Source organism: Haladaptatus sp. (genome assembly GCF_049589095.1).
Lineage (GTDB): Archaea > Halobacteriota > Halobacteria > Halobacteriales > Haladaptataceae > Haladaptatus.
Genome location: NZ_JBAWAC010000442.1, coordinates 1 through 2,066 on the forward strand (window position 1 = coordinate 1; position 2,066 = coordinate 2,066).

A 2,066-nucleotide genomic window follows, 5' to 3' on the forward strand; every position below is an offset into this window, starting at 1 on the left:
GTGTTGGCCTACGGCGCGTTCATCGGCGTCGGACTGATTTAGTCACGTCTCACGATGCTAACGATTCACCGCGGCCCGTTACCGTAACACCGCGACTCCGGGTATCTGTCAAAAATCTAGATATCCGTTGCGAGCGTACCACGCGATATGGAGGTGAGTGTTGCTGGCTTCAAGGAGACGGGGGACTGGGTGACCATCGTCGAACACGGCGAGAGAATCACGACGGCGCTCGAAGCGGAATCCGTCGAGGGTCGTGCCTTCGACGACTGGAACGAGTGGCGGCCGAAAGCACACGAGCGACTGAGAGAGGATGTCAAAGAGAAGACTGCGGAGCAGGCGAGCGCGTCACGCGGAGAGGGGGAAAAGGCAGGGAAGACGCCGACGGAGGACGTGAAGACGGCACGGGAGGAACTCGGAGACACGGTGTCGGAACTCGCCGAGGGCGACATCGACGACGCAGTCGATGAAGGGCAGGATACCGTCGAATACGCGACGCGCGCGGCCGATACGGTCGGGCGGAAGGCGCTTCGAACCGTCGAGGAAACGGTGTACAAACACGTCATGACGCAGGTGTCGCCGGTGTACTTCGACAACGAACTCGTCAGCGCGAACGTCGAACGCGGTCGGAACGGAAACGAGTACACCTTCGAGGTGAACATCAACGACGACGACCTCAAGGGTCGCGTTGGCGACCGACTGAAGGAGTACGAGGACGTCGACCGCTGGCGTGGCGAGACCGAAAAGCGGACCGATTCCGCCGAGGCCGCCGAGGGAATCGACCCGGTGGAGTGACGACATGTACGACCGAATTCTCGTCCCCATCGACGGCAGCGACGCGGCGGCGAACGCGATTCCGTACGCGCTCGACGCCGCGAAGACGTACGACGCCGCGCTCTACACGCTGTCCGTAGTCAATGCGGGCGACGCCGACGACGGGGAAAAGCGCGAGGCGATGTACGAGGAGTTCGAGACGGAATCGAAACGGATGGTCGAGGACTTGGTTCGTCGTGCGGAGGAAGAAGGAATCCGAACGACGGCAGGGTCCATCGCCGAGGGGAAGCCACACCGAGCGATTCGTCGGTACGCTGACGAACAGGACATCGACCTCATCGTGATGGGAACGCACGGGCGGGGCGGTATCCGCTATCCGCTTCGACGGAGCGTCACGGAGGCGGTCCTCCGGCGCGCGGACGTGCCGGTGTTGGTGATCCGATTGGGTACCGACGAGAGTTGAACGGACTCAGGCTTCGCCTTCGTCCACGCCGACCGCGTCCGAGATGTCCACATCCTCGGGTTCGTCGAACCCACCTACACGAATCTCGCCGTCGTCACCTTCGACGTACACGTCGTCGGCGAAGCCACTCTCCGCGTGCGGATGGACCGGATCGTCCAGTTTTTCGGGCGTCGATGGCGCTTCCGGTATCTCGTCGGGCGCGAAGTCGCCGAGCGGGTCGGCGATGGTGATGTCGTGGTTCGAGAAGAACGTCTCGTAGCGCTCGTAATGTTCCTCCAGTTCGTCGCTCGGGAACTCCATCATCTCAGTCCAGCCGTGATTGTAGAAGTCGAAGTTGGACTGGATGTGCGTGATTTCGCGGGCTTCCTCCTCCGGCGCGCCCGCTTGTAGCGCGGCGAGGTACGAATCCATCGTCGCATCGAAGAACGCGTCCAAGCGTTCCTTCCGCTCTTCCCGGTGCTCCGGGTCGGTCTTCTCCAGGAAGATTCCGGTGTGCATTCTCACCAATCCGGCCTTCGTTACGTCCCTGACGACCGGCAGTTCGAGTGCCTTCTTCGACGCGAAGTGGCGCGCGTTCTGGTGGATTTTCATGCACGTGGCTTGGGACGCGAAGGTCTTCAACGTCCCGACTACCCCCTCTATGTGGTCGTTTGATACCGACTTCCAGATAGCAACCCACTTTAATCCCGACGAAGAACGTCTCAGACATGACCGAATCGTACGTGATTATCGGGGATGGTATCGCGGGTAGTTCCGCGGCCGAAACCATCCGTGAAGAGAAGCCAGACGCTGACATCGCAGTCATCACCGACGAAGGTGAAGCGCTGTACAA

At 61.1% G+C, this 2,066-nt stretch carries 3 protein-coding genes; 2 read left to right on the top strand and 1 reads right to left on the bottom strand.

The genetic code is table 11. The annotated features are described in order from the left end of the window. Positions 1-147: 147 nt before the first annotated feature. Positions 148-792 (top strand): DUF5828 family protein, encoded by a 645-nt coding sequence (locus tag WBV42_RS13860; RefSeq protein ID WP_423986548.1) that lies wholly within the window; start codon positions 148-150, stop codon positions 790-792. A 4-nt stretch (positions 793-796) separates the two neighbouring features. Further along, positions 797-1,234 (top strand): universal stress protein, encoded by a 438-nt coding sequence (locus WBV42_RS13865; protein WP_423986549.1) that lies wholly within the window; start codon positions 797-799, stop codon positions 1,232-1,234. A gap of 6 nt (positions 1,235-1,240) precedes the next feature. Here WBV42_RS13865 and WBV42_RS13870 read toward each other — a convergent pair whose 3' ends face one another. Then, positions 1,241-1,825: a DUF6149 family protein gene (locus WBV42_RS13870; RefSeq protein ID WP_423986550.1), complete on the bottom strand. Its 585-nt coding sequence runs from the start codon at positions 1,823-1,825 to the stop codon at positions 1,241-1,243. Positions 1,826-2,066: the final 241 nt, after the last annotated feature.

Bases quoted from the DNA above. Each gene is read 5' to 3' on its own strand.
- WBV42_RS13860 (WP_423986548.1), top strand. From the start codon at position 148: ATGGAGGTGAGTGTTGCTGGCTTCAAGGAGACGGGGGACTGGGTGACC.
- WBV42_RS13865 (WP_423986549.1), top strand. From the start codon at position 797: ATGTACGACCGAATTCTCGTCCCCATCGACGGCAGCGACGCGGCGGCG.
- WBV42_RS13870 (WP_423986550.1), bottom strand. From the start codon at position 1,825: ATGAAAATCCACCAGAACGCGCGCCACTTCGCGTCGAAGAAGGCACTC.